Genomic DNA, 386 nt, shown 5'->3' with positions numbered 1-386 from the left:
GTCTTGTCTGAGATGATGGGCGCTGGCCTCAGCGGCGTTTGAGAGTTGCCACCACACCCGCGCCGAACAACAAAGTCCCTACGGTCAGCACCATTCCGCTGGCGAGCCAGGCGTGTAGGGCGACGTGGAGTTCGGCGGTGAGGCCGGGGATGTTGCCGATGAGGCGGAAGGTGTCGTCGGGGAAGAGGATTTGGATGATGCCGGGGATGATGCCCCAGATCAGGCCGGCGATCATGGTCGCTGCGGGCGAGTACGCGGCCAGCACTGCGACCAGGAGCAGCAGGATCGCGCCGAGCACGGATTGACCGGGTGCGCTCCAACGATCGACGGAATCCCACCATCGGCTGGTGGTCAGCGAGCCGTGCGCGGCGATGCCTATGCCGATC

The 386-nt window shown here is 65.3% G+C and carries 1 protein-coding gene; it reads right to left on the bottom strand.

Annotated features, from left to right (window positions below; translation table 11 throughout):
- Nucleotides 1–28: 28 nt before the first annotated feature.
- The coding region (locus GV790_RS29115) for a hypothetical protein (RefSeq protein ID WP_163818023.1) at nucleotides 29–386 on the bottom strand (358 nt) is incomplete at its 5' end.

The sequence above is a fragment of the Nocardia cyriacigeorgica genome (assembly GCF_010858045.1).
GTDB lineage: Bacteria > Actinomycetota > Actinomycetes > Mycobacteriales > Mycobacteriaceae > Nocardia > Nocardia cyriacigeorgica_E.
The sequence above is the reverse complement of the archived record's forward strand: the minus strand, read 5'-3'. Positions and strand labels throughout refer to the sequence as shown.